General features: G+C 74.6%; 15 protein-coding genes. 3 read left to right on the forward strand and 12 right to left on the reverse strand.

Annotated elements, in window-relative coordinates:
* Positions 1–167: 167 nt before the first annotated feature.
* A complete protein-coding gene (locus tag ACFVHB_RS15865) occupies positions 168–1,853 on the reverse strand; it encodes an MFS transporter (protein ID WP_380321255.1) in 1,686 nt (561 codons plus the stop codon).
* 107 nt (positions 1,854–1,960) lie between these two features.
* Between ACFVHB_RS15865 and ACFVHB_RS15870 the strand changes: the two genes are divergently transcribed.
* Positions 1,961–2,710, forward strand: a complete 750-nt coding sequence (locus ACFVHB_RS15870) for a TetR/AcrR family transcriptional regulator (protein WP_380321258.1) — start codon at positions 1,961–1,963, stop codon at positions 2,708–2,710.
* Between the two features lie 143 nt (positions 2,711–2,853).
* Here ACFVHB_RS15870 and ACFVHB_RS15875 read toward each other — a convergent pair whose 3' ends face one another.
* Together ACFVHB_RS15875 and ACFVHB_RS15880 are read right to left on the reverse strand one after the other, a co-directional pair.
* Positions 2,854–4,131, reverse strand: a complete 1,278-nt coding sequence (locus ACFVHB_RS15875; protein ID WP_380321261.1) for a M14 family zinc carboxypeptidase — start codon at positions 4,129–4,131, stop codon at positions 2,854–2,856.
* 3 nt (positions 4,132–4,134) lie between these two features.
* Positions 4,135–4,401 carry a hypothetical protein gene (locus ACFVHB_RS15880; protein ID WP_380321264.1) on the reverse strand — a complete coding sequence of 89 codons (267 nt, stop codon included), beginning with the start codon at positions 4,399–4,401 and terminating at the stop codon, positions 4,135–4,137.
* 541 nt (positions 4,402–4,942) lie between these two features.
* On the opposite strand from ACFVHB_RS15880, the gene ACFVHB_RS15885 reads away from it, so the two are divergent.
* Positions 4,943–6,178, forward strand: a complete 1,236-nt coding sequence (locus tag ACFVHB_RS15885; protein WP_380321267.1) for a glycosyltransferase — start codon at positions 4,943–4,945, stop codon at positions 6,176–6,178.
* A 79-nt stretch (positions 6,179–6,257) separates the two neighbouring features.
* On the opposite strand, the gene ACFVHB_RS15890 is transcribed toward ACFVHB_RS15885, so the two are convergent.
* The 6 genes from ACFVHB_RS15890 to ACFVHB_RS15915 form a co-directional block, all read right to left on the reverse strand.
* Positions 6,258–8,354 (reverse strand): trypsin-like serine peptidase, encoded by a 2,097-nt coding sequence (locus tag ACFVHB_RS15890; protein WP_380321270.1) that lies wholly within the window; start codon positions 8,352–8,354, stop codon positions 6,258–6,260.
* Position 8,355: 1 nt separating this feature from the next.
* Positions 8,356–10,209 (reverse strand): peroxidase family protein, encoded by a 1,854-nt coding sequence (locus tag ACFVHB_RS15895; RefSeq protein WP_380321273.1) that lies wholly within the window; start codon positions 10,207–10,209, stop codon positions 8,356–8,358.
* 47 nt (positions 10,210–10,256) lie between these two features.
* On the reverse strand, positions 10,257–12,242 hold the full coding sequence (locus ACFVHB_RS15900; RefSeq protein ID WP_380321276.1) for a GMC family oxidoreductase: 1,986 nt from the start codon (positions 12,240–12,242) through the stop codon (positions 10,257–10,259).
* Positions 12,239–12,649 (reverse strand): hypothetical protein, encoded by a 411-nt coding sequence (locus ACFVHB_RS15905; RefSeq protein WP_380321279.1) that lies wholly within the window; start codon positions 12,647–12,649, stop codon positions 12,239–12,241. Before ACFVHB_RS15905 ends, ACFVHB_RS15900 begins: the two co-directional genes overlap by 4 nt.
* Positions 12,650–12,855: 206 nt before the next feature.
* A complete protein-coding gene (locus ACFVHB_RS15910) occupies positions 12,856–13,080 on the reverse strand; it encodes a 4-oxalocrotonate tautomerase family protein (protein WP_380321281.1) in 225 nt (74 codons plus the stop codon).
* A gap of 3 nt (positions 13,081–13,083) precedes the next feature.
* Positions 13,084–13,521 carry a nuclear transport factor 2 family protein gene (locus ACFVHB_RS15915; RefSeq protein ID WP_380321284.1) on the reverse strand — a complete coding sequence of 146 codons (438 nt, stop codon included), beginning with the start codon at positions 13,519–13,521 and terminating at the stop codon, positions 13,084–13,086.
* Positions 13,522–13,703: 182 nt separating this feature from the next.
* Between ACFVHB_RS15915 and ACFVHB_RS15920 the strand changes: the two genes are divergently transcribed.
* Complete coding sequence (locus ACFVHB_RS15920; protein ID WP_380321287.1) at positions 13,704–14,654, forward strand: LysR family transcriptional regulator; 951 nt, start codon at positions 13,704–13,706, stop codon at positions 14,652–14,654.
* Positions 14,655–14,664: 10 nt separating this feature from the next.
* Here ACFVHB_RS15920 and ACFVHB_RS15925 read toward each other — a convergent pair whose 3' ends face one another.
* The 3 genes from ACFVHB_RS15925 to ACFVHB_RS15935 are packed head-to-tail and all read right to left on the reverse strand — an operon-like array spanning position 14,665 to position 18,256.
* Positions 14,665–16,755, reverse strand: a complete 2,091-nt coding sequence (locus ACFVHB_RS15925; RefSeq protein ID WP_380321290.1) for a xanthine dehydrogenase family protein molybdopterin-binding subunit — start codon at positions 16,753–16,755, stop codon at positions 14,665–14,667.
* The gene (locus tag ACFVHB_RS15930; RefSeq protein WP_380321293.1) at positions 16,752–17,747 is read right to left on the reverse strand and encodes an FAD binding domain-containing protein; all 996 of its coding nucleotides are present in this window, start codon (positions 17,745–17,747) and stop codon (positions 16,752–16,754) included. Before ACFVHB_RS15930 ends, ACFVHB_RS15925 begins: the two co-directional genes overlap by 4 nt.
* Positions 17,744–18,256 carry a (2Fe-2S)-binding protein gene (locus tag ACFVHB_RS15935; RefSeq protein ID WP_380321296.1) on the reverse strand — a complete coding sequence of 171 codons (513 nt, stop codon included), beginning with the start codon at positions 18,254–18,256 and terminating at the stop codon, positions 17,744–17,746. Before ACFVHB_RS15935 ends, ACFVHB_RS15930 begins: the two co-directional genes overlap by 4 nt.
* Positions 18,257–18,692: the final 436 nt, after the last annotated feature.

An 18,692-nucleotide genomic window follows, 5' to 3' on the forward strand; every position in this document is an offset into this window, starting at 1 on the left:
GCCGCGAGCACGGCGTGGGCCCGCTCGGCCGGGGGCGGCGCCGCCCCCGGCCGGGCCACACGGCGCCCGGGGTGCACCCCGCCGAGGGCGGCGGCGGGGTCGCGCCGCGTTCGGCGCCGCCCGCGCCGTGGCGGGTGCGCGCCCGGGCGGGTGCTGCCGGCCTGCGGTCAGCGCACCGTCCTGCGGCGCGCACCGGGCACGGCGTGCGGTGCGGTGCGGTGCGGGTCGTCCTGGGGCCGAGCGGTTGCGGCCGGAGCCGGCCCGGCCTGGTGGGTGCCCGAGGCGGCCGGCCGGGCCCGGACCGCCGCCGGCTGGGTGCCGCCGACCGGCCGGGCGGCGACCGGGGCGCGGGCGGGCGTCGGCACCCGGGCGGGCAGGGCGAGGCGGGCGCCGACCGCCCCGAGCAGGCAGACGCTCGCGCCGACCAGACAGGCGAGGTGGAAGGCGTCCATGAAGGAGACCTGGACGGCGGCCAGCAGGTCGCGGCGCCCGAGGGCCGTCGCGGTGCCGAGCGCGGAGGCGACCGAACCCTCGGCGGCGTCGGCCGTGCGCGGCGGCAGGCCCGCGAAGGAGCCGGTGGCGAGCCGGGCCGCGTACAGGGAGGTGAAGACGGAGCCCAGGACGGCGACGCCGAGCGTGCCGCCCGCCTCGCGGGTCGCGTCGTTGACCGCCGAGCCGACACCGGCCTTGGCCGGAGGCAGCACGCTCAGGATCGACTCGGTGGCCGGGGCGGTGGTGAGCCCGAGGCCGAGGCCCAGCAGGACCATCTGACCGACCACCTGCGGGTACGGCGCGAAGGCCGCCGAGGCGGCGATCCACGCGAACGAGGTGCCGAGCAGCACGAGGCCGGAGGTGACCACGGCGCGGGTGCCCAGCCGGGTCGCCAGCGCGACACCGCCGAGCGAGCCGAGCGCGATGGTCAACGCGACCGGCAGGACTCGCACTCCCGTGGAGAGCGTGCCGTAGCCGCGGATGAACTGGAAGTACTGGGTCACCAGGAAGATGAAGCCGAAGAGCGCGAAGAAGGCGACGGTGACCGACCCGCTGGCGGCCGAGAACGCCGGCGTGCGGAACAGCGTCACGTCGATCATCGGATGGGCCCGGCCGCGCTCGATGAGCACGAACGCCGCGGTGAGCACGGCGGCGGCGGCGAAGCCCGCCACCGTGGCCGGGGCGCCCCAGCCGCGACGGGGGGCCTCGATGATCGTGTACACCAGGACGCCGACGGCCGCCGAGGACGTGACCAGCCCGGGCAGGTCCAGGCGCGCCGAGGCCGGACTGCTGGACTCCGGCACCCAGGCCCAGGCCGCCACCAGGGCGAGCAGGGTCACCGGGACGAGGGCCAGGAAGACCGACGGCCAGCCGAAGTGCGCCAGCAGCAGGCCGCCGGCCACCGGGCCCACCGCGACCCCCAGGCCCGTGACCGCACCCCACACCCCGATCGCCTTCGCGCGGGCGCGGCGGTCGGGGAAGGTGTTGGTGATGACGGAGAGGGTGGTCGGGAAGATGGCCGCCGCGCACGCTCCCATGGCGAAGCGCACCGCCACCAGCGCGCCGGGCGAACCGACGGCGCTGCCCAGCGCGCTGGTGGCGGCGAAGCCGGCGAGCCCCACCAGCAGGGCGGGTCGGCGGCCGAACCGGTCGCCGAGCGAACCTGCCGTCAGCACCAGCGCGGCGAACGCCAGGTTGTAGCCGTCGACGACCCACTGCAGGTCCCGGGTGGTGGCGTCCAGCTGTCGGCTCAGCTCCGGCAGCGCGACGTTGACGATCGTGGTGTCCAGGTTGATCGCGAACGCGGCCAGACAGACCGTGGCCAGGACGAGAAGGCGTCGGTGAGGGGTGAGGGCGGTCATGGCACACTCCATCCGCCAGAGATGTTGACAGCGGTAACATGCTCTGATTGACACGCTTCCACCCGAAGTGGACACTGTCAACACATGGCGTGAAACGGGGTGGAACCTTGGAGAATCGGACATACCACCACGGCAACCTCCGCGAGGCCCTGGTCACCGCCGGCGTCGCCCTCGCCCGTGCGGGCGGGCCCGAAGCCGTGGTCCTGCGGGCCGCCGGACGTGAGGCCGGCGTCTCCCACAACGCCGCCTACCGCCACTTCGCCAGCCACGAGGACCTCCTCGCGGCCGTGGCCGCCCGCTGCATGGACCGGCTCGGCCTGCTCATGCTCCGACGCACCGCCGAGGCCGACCCCGCCTCCGCCGAGGGCCCTGCCACCGAGGGCTCCACCGCCGAGGCCGCCCCCGCCGAGGCCGGCCCCGCCGAGGGCCCTGCCACCGAGGCCGCCGCCGAGGCCGCCCCCGCCGAAGGCTCCACCACCGAGGCCGCCGCCGAACCCGCGGCACTCGCCTGGGCGAGGCTCGAAGCCGTCGGCCGTGCCTACATCGAGTTCGCCCTCACCGAACACGGCTGGTTCCGTACCGCCTTCTGCGGCGCGACCCCCGACCCCGGCCGCCACCCCGGGGTGCGGCCCGCACCCGACACCGACCCCTACCTGCTGCTGTCCGCCCGGCTCGACGAACTCGTCGACGCGGGTGCCCTCCCGCCCGAGCGGCGCCCAGGCGCCGAGTACGGCGCGTGGTCCGCCGTCCACGGCCTCGCCCATCTCCTCACCGACGGCCCCCTGCACGACCTGCCCCCCGACGAGGTCCGGCGCGCCGTCGACACCGTCCTCGCCAACGTCGCCCGCGGCCTGTGACCGGCCGCGGGCAGCCCGCGGACCGGCGGCCGAGCGCACGCCCTCCCTGACGGGCGCTCAGGCCTCCGGGCCGCCCTGGTGGTCGGACACCCCCGGCATCGACGGCCGGCCCGGGTCGGGTTCCGGAGCCGGCGACTGAGCGCTCAGGCCGCGAAGTCGCAGAGCGCCGTCAACGCCGCGTGCACCTCCCGTTCGATCTTGGCGTAGTGCCCGGGCGGGCTGCCGTAGTCGGGGTGGAATCCGGACTCCTCCTCGTGTCCGGTCTCGATGGTGAAGGCGAAGACCGGTGCCCTGGTCGGGTCGTCGAACTGCCGGCGGAAGGCGTAGTCGTCGGTGGTGCCGGTGACCGGGCCGCCCAGCGGGTGGTACAGCGAGGCACTCTGGCCGACGTCGTAGGTGGAGTGGGTGCGCCGGGGGCTCGCGGTGCTGACGGTCGGGTCCACCCCGGCGCTGCGCAGGATCGCGTCCCGCATCTCACCGGCGATGGTGCCGAGCGTCTTGCGCACGAAGTGCGGCGGCGAGTTGGTGACGAACTCCCGGTAGTTGGGGCGGTCCGGCGGCAGGCCCGGACTGCCCGGGCGGAGACCGTCCCGCTTGCCCGTCCAGGCGGGCGAGGCGAAGTTCATCGACGGGTCGTTGCCGTTGTCCTCGATGCCCCAGCAGAGCAGGACCTTGCGGCCGAACTGGTGGACGTCGACGAAGTAGTTGGCCCTGGTGTGGTCGATGAGCCACTGCACGTTGGCGGTCTCCGGTTCGGAGGCCGCGGACGGCCCGCGGTAGGTGTCGTCCCTGTTGTCGGTGGAGGCGGGGCCGTCCCGGTAGAAGGACAGGTAGACCGCCATGTCGTAGTAGTCCTCGAACTTCCAGGCGATGTCGTGGTTGCGGTTGATGTCCACCCCGACCTTGGCCGGGTTGGGATGGGGCCGCCGGTTCTTGCGCCAGCCGGCGCCGATCGGGTCGGACGGCGGGTTCAGCTGGTCGAACAGCCGGCCGTCGGGATTGATCAGCGGCGCGACGTAGAGGTCGACGCCGTTCAGGATCCGCTCCACCTCGGTGGCCGGGATGGTGAACGGGGGGTACTCCACCGTCGGCCCGAGCGGGAGCGGCCGGCAGGACATCGCGGGGAAGACGATGTCGTCGCCGGTGGTGCGGCTCACCAGCAGGTTCTGCGCGAAGTGGATCAGCGCGTCCGGCGGCGCGGACTCGCGTGCGTGGACGCCGCCGGTCAGCACCACGGCCGGACGGCCGTTCTGCGGCGCGTTCGCGATGCGGATGAAGTGGATCTCCCGGTTCTCGACGCTGCGGTTCGGGAACTCACCGAGCGTGCACAGCGTGGGGAACGTGGCCGCGAGGTCGGCGAGCGCCGCCTCGATCTGGGCCGGTGTCTGCGGCACGGTCGGCGTGGCGTAGGGCGGGGGCATCGCTCACACCTCCCCGCGCTCGGCGTAGCCCTGGCCGATCACGGCCGACATCCGGGCGTGGTGATCGGCGGCGTCCTCGGAGGAGAGCAGCACCGTCACCTCGGCACCCTGCGCAACCGCCGCCTCGACCGCCTGGTCGGACGCGTACGCAGCGACCTTGTACCGGTAGTCGGCACGGGTCTCCAGGCTCGAACGCACCAGGTGGAGCTCCGGAATGCCCTGCACGGCACGCAGGACCTCCTCGGAGCCTTCGATCTGAACCAGGCTCACGGTACTCACCACCTCGCCGGCGGCCCCGCTCGATGGCTGCGGTGCGTGAGCGCGGGACCGGAACCGCCCGCCGTGCCGAACGGCGCTTCCGGGCCCGGCCGATCGGAGCCCGGGCACACAGCGTCACCACTGGTCCGCACCGGTCCGGGTGACGGACGGTGACAATCCCGGAGTACCGAAGCCGGGTTTCCCGCCGTCGGGTGCGGGGAACCCACGCACGCTTTCAGCCTGGCACACCGCGCCCGGGACGTAAACCGCCGTCGGCCGGCCGACGGGCCGGGGTCGGCGCCCCGTTCGACGGCCCGCCCGAGCCGACCCGACCGCCAAAGGGCACGACCGGCAACGGGCATGACCGCCAAAGGGCACGACCGGCGAAAGGGCACGACCGGCGAAAGGGCACGACCGGCATGAGGAAAGGCAAGGAGAACCACTCCTTGCCACTCTCAACGTATAACGCACCGGGGGGCTTGCGGCAAGGCCCCGGTGATGCCGCAGAATCGGCGGTCCAACAGCTCTGACCTGCGAAAACGGGAGTCACGAAATGCGCGTGTTGTTGACGACGTGGGGATCGCGCGGAGACGTTGAACCGCTGGCGGCACTGGCGGTGGGACTGCGGGGGCTCGGCGCGCAGGTGCGGGTGTGCGCGCCGCCGGACGAGGAGTTCGCGACGCTGCTGGCGCGGGTCGGCGTGCCGCTGGTGCCGCTCGGCCCGACGGTGCGCTCGGTGGTCGCCGGCCCGAAGCCGCCGACGGCGGCGGACGCGTTCCGGCTCGCCCCCGAGCTGGTCGCCGCGCGGTTCGACACGCTCACCGCGGCGGCCGAGGGCTGCGACGCCCTGCTGGCGACCGGCCTGATGCCGGCCGGCGCCCGCGACGTGGCCGAGAAGCTGGGCATCCCGTACGTGCTCGCGTGCTTCCACGTCCTCGGGCTGCCGTCGCGCCACTTCCGTCCCGGGGCGCGCCCGGGCACGCCGTCCCCGCCGGAGGAGACCGACAACCGGGTGCTGTGGGAGCAGGACGCCCAGCGGGTGAACGCGTTGTACGGCGAGGCGCTCAACAGCGGTCGGGCGGCGATCGGCCTGCCCCCGGTGGAGAACGTCCGCGACCACGTCCTCACCGGCCGGCCGTGGCTGGCGGCGGACGCGACGCTGTGTCCGGCGCAGGGCATGACGGACCTCGACGTGGTGCAGACCGGCGCGTGGATCCTGCCCGACGACCGTCCGCTCCCCGACGCGCTGGAGGCGTTCCTGGACGCCGGCGAACCGCCGGTCTACGTGGGCTTCGGCAGCATGGCCGCGCACGCCCCGCAGGGCATCGCCCGGGTGGCCGTCGAAGCGTGCCGCGCGCACGGCCGACGCGTGGTCCTGGCCCGCGGCTGGGCCGGCCTGGCCCCGGTCGACGACGCCGACGACTGCTTCGCCGTCGGCGAGGTCAACCAGCAGGCGCTGTTCCGCCGGGTGGCCGCCGTCGTGCACCACGGCGGCGCGGGCACCACGACGACGGCGGCCCGGGCCGGCGCACCCCAGGTGGTGGTCCCGCGGATCGCGGACCAGCCCCACTGGGCCGCCCGGGTGGCCGAGCTGGGCATCGGCGCGGCCCACCACGACCCGACGCCGACCGTCGACTCGCTGTCCGCCGCGCTCGCCACGGCCCTCACGCCCGGGACGCTCGCCCGGGCGAGGACCGTGGCCGGCACGATCCGCACCGACGGGGCGACGGTGGCCGCGAAGCTGTTGCTCGACCTGGCCGGCCGGGAACGGCCGCTGGTTGCCCCCTGAACCACTCCCGCCCGGGGACGGGACGGGAGTGGTGCGCGCCGGTGCGGGCGCCCGGGATCGGTTCGGAGGTCGGCGGAGATCAGGGGAAGAGGAAGCCGCCGATCCGCCGGGCGACCTCGGGGTGCGACAGGTACTCGGTGATGCCGTGCGCCCGCTCGGCGGCGTTGATGACGGCCATGTCGGTGACCCCGTCCGCCCACACGCGGGCGAGCGGGCAGCCGACGGTCACCGCGTCGGTCGGACACCAGGCGTTCAGCCAGTCCGCGACCCTGTCGGGCCGCTTCGGCCCGTGGGCCAGCTTGCTGTAGACGCTGTCCAGGCCGAGCGGGCTGCCCACCGTGGTGAGGTGGACGACCTGACCGAAGGCCAGCTTGTCCAGGAGGTCCATGCCGACCACCGTGCCGAGGCTGTGGCTGACCAGGATCACGTCCCCGGAGTCCGGCATCGTTTCGAGTACGCAGTTCAGCACCTGCTCCCGGGCCGGCTTGCTGTCGAGGTAGACGGCCACGTCACGGAGGCGCCAGGCGATCACCAGCTCGTCGAGGTCGCTGTTGGCGGCCAGCCAGCCCAGTTCGCGGTGCAGGGCCCCGACCACGTCGGGCAGGCCGAACCGTTCGAGGGCCAGCTGACCGTCCGGGGGGATGCCGGCCTTCGCGGCGGCCTCCGCGACGATCTCCTCGTACAGCGCGCGGGCGGAGGGGGAGGCGGGGGTGGCCAGCTCGGCCGTCGGGAAGGACGACGCCTCGTAGGCGCTGCGCACGGACTCCTGCGTGCCGAGCACCTCCATCAGCTTGTCGCCGTAGTAGGGGAACCAGACGTCGGCGGCGTCGACCGTCGGCAGCCCGGCGGCGACGAGCCCCTGGTTGAGTCCTGCGGTCCACTCGCGACGCAGGTCCTCGGGGTGCTTCTTCTGCTGGGAGCGGCCGTGCAGGAAGACCAGGTGCCGTCCGCCGCCGAACGCGCCCTGCCGGGCGCGCAGGCCCGCGACCGCCGAGACCCCCGCGGCGGCCTCGCCGGCCGGGCCGGGCACGGACTCCACGGGGGCCGCCGACTCGACGGGGGCCGCCGCGAGCGGGCCGGCCGGGCCCGCCGGCGCGGTCACGACGGGGGCCGCCGCGGGAACGCCGGCACCCTGCGGGGCCTGCAGGCCGGCCTCCGGGCCCATCCCGGCGAGGATCGCCCGCTGTCCGGGAGCGAGCGGCAGTGAGGCCAGGTGCGCGAGGATGGAGCTGACCCGCGCGCCCTCGTTGGCCACCCACTCGACGGCGTCGTCGCCGTCACCGGGCTGCAGCACCTTGCCGTCCTTGCGCAGGGTGCGCCCCTGGTCGTCGGTCTTCGGCACACCGCAGTGGTGGAGCGCGACGACCTCCCACTGGTCGTTGAAGACCGGGGACCCGGAGTTGCCGGGCTCGGTGTCCGTCTCGTAGTGGATGAAGCCGTCCAGGCGCACCTGGAGCCTGTTCTCCCGGACGGCGATCTCCTTCAGGCGGCCCATCGGGTGGCCGATGATGTTGACCGCCTCACCGACCACCAGCTTTCCCTGCTTGGCGCTGAGCCGGTTCCAGCCGAAGGTCTCGCCCGGCGGCCGCTGGTCCGGGCCCGGGCCGACGAGCACCAGGGCGTAGTCGAGGTGCTCGTCGGTCACGTAGAACCCGTCGGGGTCGAGCGACACCCGGACGGCCACCTGCGGTTCGTTGTCGATGGTGACCTGGGCGTCGAACTCCACGAAGCACTGCCGGGCGGTCTCCGGGTCGGTGAGCACGTGGTGGTTGGTCATCAGCAGGCCCGGCGCCACGAGGAACCCGGTGCCGATGGGCAGCTCGCGGCCGTCCTCCCGCGCCATGATCCGGCCGACGGTGCGCGCCGCCCGGGCGCCGCGCGGCAGGAAACTCCACGACTGGAGGTTCTTGGACGCTCCGATGATGCGCTCGTTCGCGGCGAGGACGGTCAGCGGCTCCTTGCGGACGGCCTCCACCACGAGGGCGGTGGGCATCGTCTGCCGCTCGATCAGGTGCGCGGCGCGGGCGGCGATCGCCTCCGGCGTGTCGGGGAAGGCGACCCCCGCCTCCCGCTGCCGCTCGACGGCCCGCCGCTCGGCGCTCTTGTCGCGGTAGCGCCGGGCGGCCTCGGCGGCCTGGCGCCGGCGTTCGGCCCTGGTCCGGTCTGTCGGTCCCACTTCAGTCCACCGTCCTTCCGGCGGTGTGCCACGGCACGAAGGCGTTCGTCAGGCCCGCGAGCGCCGTCCGCAGCTCCGGGTGGTGGCGCAGCAGCACCGTGACCATGGTGTTGTCGTCGATCCAGGCCATGCCGGCCCTGGAGTACACCTCGGGGGTGTAGTACTCGGTGAAGAAACGGTCGCTGTTGAGCCGCCGGGAGGCCATCAGGACGAAGATGCGGAACGCCGTGTCGCTGAAGGCGAATCCGGTCGGCAGCTTCTCCGCGTACATCCCGATCGTCAGGTCGACCTTCTCGATGTCGCCCTCGTAGAGCCGCTCGATCTCCTCGGCCCACTCCGGGTTGTCCGTCAGCTCCTGGAAGGTCTGCGCGGGCTTCAGCCGCAGCAGCCGCCGGAACTCGTTGTAGCGGGGGACGCCCAGCTCCCGGCTGCGCAGGATGTCGGTGGCGGCGAGGTCCTGGAGGTTGCCGTCCGGACGCCGGTACTCCTGCAGGAACCTCGGGAAGTTGTGCAGGGTGACCAGGCCCGGCGGGAGCGTGCCGAAGCTGTACAGCAGGTCGGCGGTCCGCAGCGTCCCGAGGACCTTCAGCGCGTCGGGCCCCGAGATGTCACGGAACGTGCACTGCTTGAGGCCGGCGTCGTCCTCGGCGGAGCGCAGGTGCCAGTCGTCGCGGACGAGCGGGTGCATCCGGTAGACGGCCACGAACTCCTCGGTGAGGGAGTACGGGACGCCGTAGTGGTCGGTGTCGCCGCCGGGGATGCCGCTGACGACCTCGCTGCCGCTGATCCGGCCGAAGAGCCGGTGCACGCGTTCGCCCGCGACGCCCCACCAGTTGGCCCGCAGGGCGGCGACGGTGGTGGGGTGGCTGATCACGGCGGGCGTCCACTCCACGGTGTGGATCTTGGCGAGGAGCGCGGCGTTGACGAGCCTGGCCCGCTGGAACAGCTCCTCGTCGTCCCAGGACGGGTAGGCGCCGTGCAGGTGGTCGCAGATCGCGTTGTGCTCCCGGACGAAGAGGTCCTGCATCAGGGCCAGGCCCAGCCAGAAGCCGGGAATGCGGGACGGGTCGCGCGAGGGGTCCGTGGAGAACGGGGTCTGTCCGTTGTCCCACACGTGCAGCTTGCCCAGCTCCCCGGTCCGCAGCAGGCGCTGCTCGGTCGCGTCGGTCCCGTAGAGCTGGGAGGCGTCCCACCAGTGGGAGGAGACGTTGACCCGGGTGTCGGGGGTCCCGGCGGGCGCGTGCGGGTCCCGGGTCGGGTCGTCCGGGGTCCGCATGATCCGCATCGGCCGCTCGGGCCACGGGTCGTCGTCCAGGAGCGGTACCTCCCAGGGGCGGTCCGTGGGGCTCGTGCCGTGGCTGAACCAGTCGCGGATCATGAACTGCAGCCAGGCGGCGACCAGCGAGTTGACCGACTCGGCGGCGACCAGCTCGTGCCGGGTGAGCAGGGCGCGGCTGACCTCGCGCGGGTTCGGCCTGGACAGCACGGACTCGGGGGTGGCCGGGGCGATCCGGTCCAGCGGGATGTTGCGGCCGAAGCGGGTGCCCGCCATGCCCATCCGCGGCTCGCCGAGGTCGTTGTGGCTGCCGTCGGCGGTCCGGTTGACCTTGTGCTTCGCGGACGGCGGTGCGGGGGCGGGCGCGCCGACGGAGGGGAGCCCGCCGGTGTCGTGGAGGTTCTGCTGCCGCAGTCTGACCCGCAGGCCGAGGAGGGTCAGCAGGCCCGGGGCGACCGGCAGCTTGTCCCAGCCGACGCGGCGGTCGACGTACTCGGAGGCGCTGGTGACGATCCGCCAGGGGAGGGAGGTGCGGTATCCGCTGCCGGTCCGCCGTGAGGTGCGTCGTTGCGTGCTCATCGTGGCTGCTCCTTGGCCGGTACCTGGTGTCGGTCGGTGCTGTCGGTTCAACCTGTTCGGCCTGTTCGGCCGGCTCGGTGGGGCCGGTCGGTCCGGTCGGTCCGGTCGGTCCGGTCGGTCCGGTCGGCCGCGTCGGCGAGGATCACGTCGCTCGCCTTCTCGCTGATCATGTAGAGCGGGGTGGCGATGAAGAACCCGGGGATGCGCGGGAAGACCGAGGCGTCCACGATCCGCAGCCGGTCCACCCCGCGGACCCGGAACCGGCTGTCCACGACCGCCGCCGGATCGTCCGCCCGGCCCATCCGGCAGCTGCAGGACGCGTGGTGGCCCCACGCCTCGTCCTGGACGAACCGGCGGACGGCGTCGCGGTCGTCGACCTCCTCGCCGGGCCACAGTTCGCTGCGGATCACGGAACCGGCCCTGCGGTTCATCCCGCGGACGAACTCCACGGCGTCGGCCATGGCTTCGAGGTCCACGCCGTCCTTGTCGGTGCCCTCGGCGAACGAGTGGAAGTTCACCAGGGGCGTGTCACGGGGGTCCGTGGAACGCAGCCGCACCCGGCCCCCGGTGTTGTGGGTGCGGCTCTTGAGGATGGCCCAGGTGAAGCGGTCCCGGTGCCGGGTCAGGTTCAGCGAGTAGCCCGGGTAGTACCCGCGGAAGTCGAAGGGCCCGCCGAACACGAACAGGTCCGGGGCGTCCAGCCCCGGGTCCGACCGGTGGCTGATGCCGACGACCGCGCCGTTGGTCGTGTACAGGCCCTCGCCGCGCTGCCAGGCCAGGTAGCAGCGGTCCGGCGCGGCACCGGGCTCCGGTGCGTGGAAGTCGCAGTCCTTGATCAGCGGGAACTCGCGGTCCAGCTGGCTGACCACGCCCACCTCGTAGCGGTCCTGCAGATTGGCGCCCACGCCTTGCAGGTCGACCAGCACGGGCAGGCCCAGCCGGTGCAGCTCCTCCCGCGGGCCGATCCCCGAGAGCATCAGCAGTTGGGGCGTGTTGAACGCCCCCGCGGCCAGGATCACCTCGCGGGAGGCGAGCACCCGTCGCAGCGGCGGCAGCCCCGCGGAGTGATCGCTGCGCGGGTCGGCGCGGTGCGCGTGCGGCTGGTCCAGGTAGTCGACGCCGGTCGCCGCCCCGCTGTCGTCCAGCACGATCCGGGCCGCCAGGGCGTTCGTCCGGACGACGAGCTGGTCCGGGTGGCTCTGCCGAACGGCGTGGACGCGCTCGCGGACCGCGCTGCGCCGGCCGTTCGCCGTGGAGATCGGGATCTGCCACAACCCCTGCAGGGCCTCGGTCTGCACCTTCCAGTCGTTGGGGTCGACGAAGGAGCCCCACCCCTCCAGCGCGGACAGCGGCCGGCCGAGGAGGTCACCGAGCGTGTCCTCGGCGGCGGCGAGGATCACCTTGAGCAACTGGCCGTCCTGGAGGGCGAGTTCCGGATCGGCCAAGGAAGTCGGCAGCCAGCCGTCGAACCCGTGCCGCGCATCGTTGCGGTACCGCGCCCCGATGAGGGGCAGCAGCGGCAGCAGCCGGGCCAGCAGCGGGACGGCGGGCGGATCCTTGGGCCTGGGCCGGTACGTGCAGCGCTCCAGCCGTTCGAAGTACCGGCGCATGGCGGTGCTGTGCCAGGAGGCGTCGCCGGTCTCCTCCGCGATCGCGTCCCAGTCGCGGTTGTACGGGTAGACGGTGATCAGTGCGTGGTGCGTGGTGCAGCCGCCGACCGCCGCGGCGCGGGGGTAGAGGACGCCCTTGTCCGGTACGAGCTTGCTGTCGCGCCGCTGCTGCCGCTCGTCGGCGTAGTGCCGCACGAAGTAGTCCCAGCGCCGGACCGGGTCCTCGGAGGAGTCCGCGTGGAAGGCGGGCACCAGGTAGTTGTCGTTCTCCTCGTCGCCGCCCGCGTCGAGCAGCAGGACCCGCGGGCCCGCGGCGGCGAGGTTGGCCGCCAGCGGTCCGCCTCCGGCGCCCGCGCCCACGACGACGTAGTCGAAGCCCCGCTCGGCGGCGGCGTCCGGGGCGGCGCCCGAGTCCGTGGTCACTTCCGCTTTCCCGTCCGCTTCCCGGCGAGCCGGGCGGCGCCGGTGAGGGCCAGGCCGGTGTTGACCGCCGAGATCAGCGTGGTCAGGGTGGCCGTCCGGGGCGGCAGTTGGCCACGGATGCCGAGCGCGGCCGCGGTGGCGGTGTCGCTGCCGTGGATCAGGACGCCCTCCTGGAGGTCCTCGCGGAGCCGATCGCCGTGGTTGGTCAGCAGATCGAGGCCGAGGAGGATCGTGCGGATCCCGAAGAGCCGGAAGGCGTAGACGGCCGCCGGACTGAGCTCGCGGCCGGGGTCGAGCCGCCTGATGAGCAGGGCGGGCGCGACGAGGCCGGTGACACCGTTGAAGAGCCGGATTCCGGCCAGGGCGTAGACCGGGGCAGGGCGGTGCGAGTAGCGGGGCGTAGTCATGATGACTCCCCGTAATGTGGTGACGTGCTGTGGTGCGGGGGAACGGGGCGCTGGGAATCAGCGCGGGCCCCGTGGCGGGGCGATTCCTCTGTAGACGTTCAATTCCACGATAGGAGGGTCGCCGTCCAGCCGCGCGCCGGGGTCCGCGGCGCACCGGGTACGGCGGTCACTCCCACCGCCGTACCCGGTCCGCCGGTTCCGTGCCGTCAGCCGGTGGCCGCCGGCCCGGGCCGCTGCCGGCGGCGGTACTCCGCGACCGGGAGGCCGCCGACGCCCCAGTCCTCCAGGTTCACCTCGTCGATGACGACGAAGGTGGTGGCCGGGTCCTTGTCCAGCACCCGGGCCAGCAGGCCGGTGACTCCCGCGATGATCTCGGCCTTCTGGTCGGGCGTGGCGGTCTCGCGGGTGATCCTCACACTGACGTACGGCACGGGTCAGCCCTCCGTGGGGGTCGGGTCGACGAGGTCGAAGTGGAAGACCTTGGCGATGATCCGCCAGCGGCCGTCCAGGCGGACCAGGGTCAGGAAGTCGGTGTAGTGGCGGTCGCCGATCGCGCACTCCACGCGGGCCAGGGCGGTGACCGGACCGGCGAAGCCGATCGAGACGATCCGGTCCCGGCGCGCCTCGCCCCGGGCCGCGGGGGGCTCCCGACGGGCGACCATGGGGAGGTAGTCCTCCATGGTCAGGCGCAGCAGCCGGCCCTCGGTGGCCGTGGCGTAGACCGCCTCGGGGTGGAAGACCTCGGCGAGCAGCCCGGTGTCGCTGTGGTGGAGGCCGTCGAAGTACGCGGTCAGCGCGGCGGCCACGGCGGCCACTGCGGCCTCGGCCGCCTCGGGGGGCTCGGTCGGGGGGAGCGTCGTGCTGGTGGACATGGGGATTCCTCGGGTGACCGTGAGTTGGTGACGGGGAGTTCGTGACGGGGAGTTCGTGACGGGGTGCTGACGACCGGGAGTCGGTGACTCCGCGTCGTGCCGTCGGGCCGACACCCAGGACCGTAGGAGCGATCAGCCCATAACTCCACGACGGGATTTGAAGCCTGTGATAATCCAGGGTTATGGATGTGGACCTGCGGGACCTGGAACTGCTGCACGTCACCGCCGAGACCGGCTCGCTCACCGCGGCCGCCGCCCGCCTGTACGTCAGCCAGCCCGCGCTGAGTCAGCGGCTGACCCGGCTGGAGGACCGGCTCGGGATGCGGCTCTTCGACCGGAAGGGCCGCCGGCTGGTGCCGAACGACGCGGGCCGGCGGATGCTGGTGGCGGCCGGCCGGGTGCTGGCCGAGCTGGAGGCGGCCACCCGCGACCTGCGGGACCTGCGGGACGGGCGCGACCGCCGGGTGCGGTTCACCGCGCAGTGCAGCACCACCTTCCAGTGGCTGCCGCCGGTGATCCGGGACTTCCGGCAGCGGGAGCCGGAGGCGGAGGTGCGGATCGAGTCCGTCGCCGACGACGCGCCCGTCCCGGCGCTGCTGGCCGGCGTGGTGGACGTCGCGCTGGTCACCAAGCCGGACCGGGAGCTGGACCGGGTCAGCCTGACCCGGCTGTTCGACGACGAGATGGTGGCCGTGGTGCCCGCCCGGCACCCGTGGGCGTCCCGGAACCACCTCACCGCCCGGGACTTCACCGACGCGCACCTGGTGCTCTACGACGTCTACGACCAGACCCGGATCCCGTCCGTGCCGCTGCCGCTCCCGCCCGGAGCCCGCCCGGCCCGGATCACCGTGATGCCGGTGATCACCGATCTGCTGGTGGAGATGGTCGCCGGGGGCCAGGGCGTGACCGTCCTCCCCGGCTGGGTGGCCGCCCCCTACGTCGCCACCCACGACCTGGCCCTGGTCCGCATCGGGCGGACCCCGTTGACCAGGACCTGGTACTGCGCCACCCGCCCCGGACCCCGGCCGCCGCACGTCGAGGCCTTCGTGGACGTGCTCGTGACCCGGCTCAGGGCCCGCCCGGAGGCGCCGTCGTCCGACGCCGCGGGGTCCTCCGCCCTGGCCGCCGGCTGACCGGCGGGACTCAGGGAACGTCCGGCAGGTGCGGCAGGAGGGACTCGGGGCGGACCGGGAGGTCGCGGACCCGGATCCCGGTGGCGTGGTGGACGGCGTTGGCGACGGCCGCGGCGGTGCCGACGATGCCGATCTCGCCGATGCCCTTGGCGCCCAGGGGGTTGAGGTGGGGATCCTCCTCGTCGATCCAGTGGGCCTCCACGAAGGGGACGTCCGCGTTCACCGCGACGTGGTAGGAGGCCAGGTCGTGTTCGGCGTGGTCGCCGAAGCGCGGGTCCATCGTGCTGTGTTCGAGCAGCGCCATGGAGACGCCCATGACCATGCCGCCCAGGAGTTGGGAGCGGGCGGTGCGGGCGTTGAGGATCCGTCCGGCGGCGAAGACGCCGAGCAGGCGGCGCACCCGCACCTCCGCGGTGTCGGCGTCCACCGCCACCAGGGCGAACTGGGCGCCGAAGGCGTGCCGGGCGTAGTCGGGCCGGGCCCGGACGGCCTCGGTGGTGTCCGCGTGGCAGCGCAGGCCGGCGGCCGGCAGCGCCGCCGTCCCCCGGTCGGCGAGCTCCGCCCGCAGCCGGGTGCAGGCCTCGTGCACGGCCCAGCCCCAGGAGGCGGTGCCGGCCGATCCGCCGGCGAGCGGGGCCCGGGGCAGCTCGGTGCTGCCGACGGCGACGGACACCCGGTCGGCCGGCACGTCCAGGGCCCGGGCGGCGACCGCGGCGAGCACGGTCCGGGCGCCGGTGCCGATGTCGGTGGCGTCGGTGCGGACCAGGAAGGTGCCGTCGGGGCGGGCGAGGACCTCGGCGGTGGAGGGGGCGACCAGCGCGGGGTAGGTGGAGGCGGCGACGCCGCTGCCGAGCAGCCAGCGCCCGTCGCGGCGCGGCCGCGCCGGATGTTCCCGCGGCCAGTCGAAGCGGCGGGCGCCCTCGCGCAGGCAGGCGGCCAGGTTGCGGCTGCTGAAGGGCCGTCCGGTGTCGGGTTCGGTGTCGGGCTCGTTGCGCAGGCGCAGTTCGACCGGGTCCAGGCCGCAGGCGTGGGCGAGTTCGTCCATGGCGCACTCGAGGGCGAACATGCCGGGGGTCTCGCCGGGCGCGCGCATCCAGGACGGGGTGGGCACGTCCTGCCGGACGACGCGGTGGGCGGTCCGGCTGTGCGGGGCGGCGTACATGACGCGGGCGGGCACCGCGGACTGCTCGACGAACTCCCGCACCGTCGAGGAGCGGGTGGTGACCTCGTGCGCGAGGGCGGTGAGCCGGCCGTCGCGGTCGGCGCCGAGGCGGACGCGGTGGACGGAGGGCGCCCGGTGGCCGGTGAGCGCGGGCAGCAGGGCTCGGGGCAGCGCCAGCCGCACCGGGCGGTCGACCGACCGGGCGGCCATCGCGGCGAGGACGGCGTGCGGGCGGGTGGTGCCCTTGCTGCCGAATCCGCCGCCGACGTGCTCGCTGACCACCGTGACGTCGCCGGTGTCGAGGCCGAACAGCGCGGCCAGGGTCTCCTGGACGGTGTTCGCGCCCTGGCTGGAGTCGTGCACGGTCAGCCGGCGGCCGTCCCAGCGGGCGGTGGCGGTGTGCGGCTCCATCGGGTGGTTGTGCAGCGGACCGATCCGGTAGGTGAGGTCGAGCCGCCGGTCGGCCTGCCGGTGGGCGTGGTCGACGTCGCCGCGCTCGCGGACGGCGGGGTGGCCGCCGTTGGCGTACGCGGGGGTGTAGAGGCCGGGGTGGTCGTCGGTCAGGACGACGTCGTGCGGTTCGGCGCTGTACGTCACCCGGACGGCCTCGGCACCGGCCCGGGCGTCCTGCGGGGTCGTCGCCACGACCAGGGCGACGACCTGCCCGCGGTGGGCCACCCGGGGGGACTGCAGCACGGCCAGGGTCGGGTCGCCGTCCTCGGGCAGCGTGAGGGCCGGCGCGTCGCGGTGGGTGAGCACCGCGAGCACCCCGGGGATCGCGAGCGCGGGCGCGGTGTCGACGGCGGTGACGTCGCCGCGGGCGATGGTCGCGGGCACCGGCCAGGCGTGGGCCAGGCCGTCGGGCTGCTGGTCTCCGGCGTAGCGGGCGGTGCCGGTGACCTTCTCCAGGCCCTCCAGCCGGGCGAGGTCGCTGCTCATCGGTGCTCCTGCGGGTCGGCGAGCCGGACCAGTTCGCGGACGGCCAGGCGCCGGGCGAGGGTCAGCTTGAAGGCGTTGTCGGGCAGCGGCCGGGCGGCGGCCAGTTCGGCCGCCAGGGCGCGGCCGATCACCTCGGGCGTGGCCGGCTGCCCGTGCAGGGCGGCCTCGGCGGTGAGCGCCCGCCAGGGGCGGGGGGCGAGGGCGCCGAAGGCCAGCCGCACGGTGTCGACCCGCCCGTCCCGCAGGGTCAGCAGTGCGGCGAGCGAGCAGGTCGCGAAGGCGAACGAGGCCCGGTCGCGGACCTTGCGGTAGACCGAGCGGGCGCCGGCGGGCGGGGGCGGCAGCTCGACGGCGGTGACGAGTTCGGCGGGGCCGAGCTCGGTGTCGCGCTCGGGGGAGTCGCCGGGCAGCCGGTGGAAGGCGGCGAGCGGGAAGGTCCGGTCGCCGTCCGGGCCGGTCAGCCGGACGGTCGCGTCCAGGGCGACGAGCGCCACCGCCAGGTCGGAGGGGTGGGTGGCCACGCAGTGTTCGGAGGTGCCGAGGACGCCGAGGTCCCGGTGGACGCCGGTGCGGGCCGGGCAGCCGGTGCCGGGCCGCCGCTTGTTGCACGGCTTGGAGACGTCCTGGAAGTACAGGCAGCGGGTGCGCTGGAGCAGGTTGCCCCCGGTGGTCGCGGCGTTGCGCAGCTGCCCGGAGGCGCCCGCCAGGACGGCCTCGGCGAGGAGCGGGTAGCGCTCGCGGACCAGGGGGTGGGCGGCGAGGTCGCTGTTGCGGACGGTGGCGCCGATCCGCAGGCCGCCCGCCGGGGTCGCCTCGATCCGGTCCAGGGGGAGGCGGGCGATGTCGACGAGGAGCGCGGGCCGTTCGACGCCGAGCTTCATCAGGTCGACCAGGTTGGTGCCGCCGGCGAGGGCCAGCGCACCGGGGTGGGCGGCGAGGAGGGCGACGGCGGAGGCCACGTCGGCGGGCCGGGTGTAGCCGAAGGGCATCATCGCGCTGCCTCCGCGTCGGCCTGGACCTGCCGGACGGCCCGGACGATGCCCTGGTAGGCGCCGCAGCGGCAGAGGTTGCCGCTGAGCAGGTCGCGCAGCGCCGCCTCGTCCACCGGGGGCGTCGCCCCGGCGGTCTCGGCCAGCACGGCCACCGCCGAACAGAGCTGCCCGGGGGTGCAGAACCCGCACTGGAGGGCGTCCTGCTCGACGAACGCCCGCTGCAGGGGGTGCGGACCGTCCGCACCGGCCAGGCCCTCCACCGTCGTGACCCGGGTGCCGTCCTGGGCGACGGCCAGCAGCAGGCAGCTGTTGACCCGCCGCCCCTCCACCAGCACGGTGCAGGCGCCGCACTGTCCGTGCTCGCAGCCCGGTTTCGCGCCGGTGAGGCCGAGCCGGTCGCGCAGCACGTCGAGCAGCGTGGCGCGGTGGTCGACCGCGAGGGTGTGGGGGTGTCCGTTGACGGTCAGGGCGATCTCGCTGCCGGTCGGCAGGGTGTGGGTGGCGTCCATGGGCCAACGGATTCCACCGGGCCCGGGCGCGGACACCCACCGGCCGCCCGGACAACCGGTTCGCCGCACAGTCGGCCGGGCCCCGCGCGGTCCGGCGCGGTGGCGCGCGGGCGCAGGACGGGCCCGCCTGCCCTGCCGTCCCCCTCCCGCATGGGGGACGGGAGGGGGACGGGCCGGCACCGCCGCCGGGTGGTGCCCGGGGTCCGGGCGGGTGCGGGTGCCGCCCTCCGTGCCCACGGCGGGCTCGCGCGGCGCCCGATCGCCGGCCGGTGGCGCGGGTGGGACTCCATCATGCGGGCGATCCGGCGCCGGCGAGCCCGGGCTGCGGCCCAGAGTTCCGCGGGCCCGGGGGGTGTCAGGGGGCAACAACCCGGCGCCCCCGGGGGGCCCCCCCGCGCGGCCCGGGTGGTCACCCCCCCCCCCCCCCCGGGAGCCC

Origin of the sequence: Kitasatospora sp. NPDC127111 (assembly GCF_042677465.1) — a bacterium.
Lineage (GTDB): Bacteria > Actinomycetota > Actinomycetes > Streptomycetales > Streptomycetaceae > Kitasatospora.